This is a genomic window from Sphingorhabdus sp., assembly GCF_044357595.1.
In the GTDB taxonomy this organism is placed as follows: Bacteria; Pseudomonadota; Alphaproteobacteria; order Sphingomonadales; family Sphingomonadaceae; genus Sphingorhabdus_B.
The window spans coordinates 1-4,140 of the sequence record NZ_JBIKPH010000168.1 but is presented as its reverse complement, the minus strand read 5'-3'; the positions used below and the strand labels follow the sequence as shown (position 1 = coordinate 4,140).

Annotated in this window: 5 protein-coding genes; 2 read left to right on the top strand and 3 right to left on the bottom strand. The window is 58.3% G+C overall.

Annotation, left to right across the window (positions count from 1 at the left end; translation table 11 throughout):
• Positions 1 to 246: TPM domain-containing protein (locus tag ACIQ2T_RS12235; protein ID WP_397591055.1), on the top strand; the 246-nt coding region annotated here is incomplete at its 5' end.
• Positions 243 to 761 (top strand): NUDIX hydrolase, encoded by a 519-nt coding sequence (locus ACIQ2T_RS12230; RefSeq protein ID WP_397591054.1) that lies wholly within the window; start codon positions 243 to 245, stop codon positions 759 to 761. The genes ACIQ2T_RS12235 and ACIQ2T_RS12230, both read left to right, overlap by 4 nt.
• Here the strand turns inward: ACIQ2T_RS12230 and ACIQ2T_RS12225 are convergent.
• From ACIQ2T_RS12225 to ACIQ2T_RS12215, 3 genes are all read right to left on the bottom strand, one after another.
• The gene (locus ACIQ2T_RS12225; protein WP_306064161.1) at positions 758 to 1,036 is read right to left on the bottom strand and encodes an ETC complex I subunit; all 279 of its coding nucleotides are present in this window, start codon (positions 1,034 to 1,036) and stop codon (positions 758 to 760) included. The genes ACIQ2T_RS12230 and ACIQ2T_RS12225 overlap by 4 nt on opposite strands.
• Before the next feature lie 56 nt (positions 1,037 to 1,092).
• Entirely contained in the window at positions 1,093 to 3,537 is a 2,445-nt protein-coding gene (gene hrpB / locus ACIQ2T_RS12220; protein WP_397591056.1) for an ATP-dependent helicase HrpB, read from the bottom strand.
• A 26-nt stretch (positions 3,538 to 3,563) separates the two neighbouring features.
• Positions 3,564 to 4,140: polyprenyl synthetase family protein (locus ACIQ2T_RS12215; RefSeq protein WP_397591053.1), on the bottom strand; the 577-nt coding region annotated here is incomplete at its 5' end.

Sequence of the window (4,140 nt, the reverse complement as noted above, 5' to 3'; positions counted from 1 at the left end):
GTGCTGTTGTATTTGTCGATGAAGGAGCATCGCGCCGAAATCGTGGCTGACGCGGCCATTGCTTCCAAGGTTGCACCCGAAATATGGGGTGACGCGATGGTCGCCTTGCTTGATCAGGTGAAGGCCGGAAACCCCGGCGCTGGCGTAGCCGCGGCAGTGACGCAAATGGGCGTTGTGCTGGCTGAACATTTCCCAAGGGGCAGCGAAAATCCGAACGAACTCCCCGACAGGCTAATCCAGTTATGATGGAACAAGACGACGCCGAAACCGTGATGTGGCAAGGTCGCTTCATCACGGCGAAGACGCGCGGGAAATGGGAATATGTCAGCCGCGCGCGCGGCATCAAGGCGGCGGTTATCCTTGCAATGGAAGCGGGTCACGTTCTGCTCGTTGAACAATATCGCGTGCCGCTCGGCGCAAATTGTATTGAACTGCCCGCTGGGCTCATTGGCGACCATGAAGAAGGCGAAGACACGTTGGCGTCCGCTGCGCGCGAGCTTGAGGAAGAAACCGGCTATCGCGCAGACCGTCTGGAGATTGTCGGCGAGTTTTTCTCGTCGCCCGGCATGGTCAGCGAAAGCTTCTCGCTTGTGCGCGCCCATGGCTTGAAGAAAGTCAGCGAAGGCGGCGGCGTGGATGGCGAGAATATCACTGTCCACCGCATTGCCTTGGGGGACCTACCCCATTTTATTCAGAAAAAGCGCGCGGAGGGTTGTGTCGTGGACGTTAAACTTTTGATGCTGCCCGGAATGATCGTTTAGCGGAAATTATCCGCATAGGCCTGCAACTTAAGCGTCTTGGGCGGTGTGGGCATATAGGTGGCAACTATCCCCTTTTTCTCCGCATAAGCGCGAGCCGCATCCAGGCTTGGGAAGGTCAATTGAACTTGCGCCTGCGTGTCGCCTGATCCAGCCCAGCCCATCAACGGGTCGGCCTTGCGGGGCTCTGCTGGCACATGTTCAAGCACCCATTCATCATTGCGCCCATGGCCAGACTGCATGGCATTTTTGGGACGCTGAAAGATACGGGCGGACATGTTGCAATTCCTGACGGTTAAACTGGACCCGCTTTGCCCGAACCGCACTAGATTCGTCAAGCGTTGCGGGCTTGTGCCTTTTTTGTCTTAAGGCTCGCCACGCTTTCCCACGGCGCGTCTGGCCAATTGTGCTTGGGATATCGGCCACGCATTTCCTTGGCGACGTCATGCCAGCTTCCACGCCAGAATTCGGGCAGATTGCGCGTTGTCTGAATGGGACGGCCCGCAGGTGATGTAAGGCTTAAGACCAACGGCACGCGGTTGGCACCTAACAAAGGATGGCTATCAAGACCGAATAATGCCTGAACGCGCAACTCAACCGTTGGACCGGCTTCGGCGGCATAATCAATATTATGTTCCGTGCCAGCAGGGCTTTTGAAGGAAGTGGGTGCAATTTGGTCGATGCGGGTGCGCGTATCCCAACCGAGCATATTGTCGAGTGCATTGGCCAAGCCCGATGGCGCGACGTCGCGCAGACGGTTGGCCTTGCCCAACAACGGCAGAAGCCATTGCTCCATGGTCTCCGCCAACGCATCGTCACTTAGCGAAGCGACACCGGCAAAGTGTGCGCGTTCCCGAAGCGCGCGCGCGGACGAAGGCCAAGGGAGCGCGTCTATACCCATGTCTTGCACTGCGGCCATCAGTGCGCTCGCAACGGCCTGCGGGTCGGGCTTTTCCAGTCGTCCTTCGCTCAACACTATTGCGCCCAACCGCCGTTGGACACGCGCATCGACGCGATCCGTGCTTTTGTCATAAGTTAGGATTTGCTTGCTTTCGATACGGTGCCCAAATCGGTCAATAATTTCAGCTTCGGTCAACGCGGCTGCAGACAATATGCGCGCACCCGATGCAGCGCCTTGAACGTCCGCTACCGCCAGCCATTCTGCGCGCGCCAAAAGCGATGCTGCGTCAAGCTGAAGACCGCGGCCCATGGCGCTGATCCATTTTTCGCCTTTGGCATCACGGCGTTTGGCGATGCGATCAGGGAATGCGCTGCCAATCAGCCCGCCGATGCTGAGCATTTGCTTATCCCCGCTAGCGCCACACAGGCGCGCAATCCGCTGCGCCAGCATGCGGGCGGCATCTGCCTTTGCTCCGCGTTCACGCACGAAGCGTTCAAAGCGTGTCGCAATATCCTCACCCTGCCCGCCAAGACCGCGTTCTTGCAATAGAACCGCCAACATCGCCGCATCCTCCGCCTGTACGCTCTGCGCTGCTACGGCAACCATATGGGCCAAGTTTGGCGGCAAGGGTAAATTGGCCAACATAGTGCCATGCGGGGTGATGTGCCCTTGCGCATCCAGCGCATCAACCGACATCAACAATTTGCGCGCTTGCTGCACGGCAGCGGCGGGCGGAAGGTCAAGCCAGCGCAGCTTTGCAGGGTCATTCTCGCCCCAGCGCGCGCAATCCAGCAATAATGGCGCAAGATCGCTTTCCAAAATTTCGGGTGGGTCGAACGGCGGCAAGCCGCCATTTCCCGCTTCCTCCCACAGCCGATAGGCAATCCCCGCCTGTTGCCGCGCAGCGCGCCCGGCCCTCTGCGTGGCGGCAGAAAGGCTCGCCCGCTCCGTCACAAGGCGTGTAACACCGGCCGCCTGGTCAAAGCGTGCGCGCCGCGCAAGACCGCTGTCGATGACCACGCGCACGCCATCGATGGTCAGGCTGGTTTCGGCAATGTTCGTGGCGAATATGACCTTGCGCCGCCCCTCAACATCGCGCCGGACGGCAAGCCGCTGCGCCGCCGAGTCAATCTGCCCATGCAGTTTATGCACGACAATGTCGGACCCACAGGAACCCAAAGCGTCAAAGGCGCGGTCAATCTCGCGGACGCCGGGCAGGAACACCAACAGATCGCCCTGCTGCTCTAACAGCGCTTGGCGCACTGTGCGCACGATATCGATTTCAATGGTCTGTTCGGTCCGGCGACCAACATAAAGATATTCCAGAGGCCATCTTTTGCCTTCGCTTTCCAAAACGGGCGCATCATCCATCAACTGCGAAAAGCGTTCACCGTCCAAGGTGGCTGACATCGCCAACAAACGCAGATCAGACCGGAATGCAGATTGAGCCTCAAGCGCGAGCGCGAGGCCAAAATCGCTGTCGATGCTGCGTTCGTGGACTTCGTCAAACAGCACAGCGGAAACACCTAAAAGCTCAGGATCACTAATGATCCGGTTGCGGAATATCCCCTCGGTCATCACCAATATACGGCTTTGGGGACCGTGCTTGCTGTCTAGTCGCGTCGCGTAACCAACCCGTCCGCCGACCGTTTCGCCTAAATTTTCGGATATGCGTTCCGCCGCCATACGCGCGGCCAAACGACGCGGTGAAAGCAACAGGATTTGACCATCGCAATAGGGCTCATCCAATAAGGCTGGAGCTACCATCGTGGTTTTGCCTGCACCCGGCGGCGCGATAAGCACGGCATTGGGAACGGTCCGTAATGACCCCAGCAGATCTGGCAGCACCGCCAAGACAGGAAATGCGTTGTTGGCCATATCAGTGGACGGCACCGCCTTGTCCGTCAATATGCGCGGGCTATTGCGAATTCGACCGCCTCTGTCAGCGCCGATTTTGCTTCGCCAGCTGGGAAATGCGCAATCGCGTCAATCGCCCGCTGCCCATAATGCCGCGCACGATCCAAGGTGTCGTCAATGGCGCGGCGTTCTCGCAGCAAGTTTCGCGCATGTGCCAAGTCGGCATCACTAATCCGGTTGCCAAGCATCGCATCGCGCCAAAATTTCTGCTCTTCGGCGCTGCCACGACAATGTGCGAGAATGACGGGAAGCGTGACCTTGCCATCGCGGAAATCGTCACCGCTGTCCTTGCCCATTGTTGCACCGTCGGACACATAGTCGATCGCGTCATCAACAAGCTGGAACGCAATGCCAAGATTTCGGCCATAGGCGTCAAGCGACAGTTCCTGCGCGTCACCGCTTTCGGCAACGACTGCAGCAATTCGGCACGCCGCCGCAAACAAAGCCGCCGTTTTCGATCCGATGATTTCGAGATATTTTTCCTCAGTCGTCGAAATCTGCCGTTGCGCGGTCAATTGGTGGACTTCACCTTCTGCAATAACGGCCGATGCATTGGACAGGATT

Coding starts and splice junctions, on each gene's coding strand:
- ACIQ2T_RS12230 (WP_397591054.1), top strand. CDS start 243: ATGATGGAACAAGACGACGCCGAAACCGTGATGTGGCAAGGTCGCTTC.
- ACIQ2T_RS12225 (WP_306064161.1), bottom strand. CDS start 1,036: ATGTCCGCCCGTATCTTTCAGCGTCCCAAAAATGCCATGCAGTCTGGC.
- hrpB (WP_397591056.1), bottom strand. CDS start 3,537: ATGGCCAACAACGCATTTCCTGTCTTGGCGGTGCTGCCAGATCTGCTG.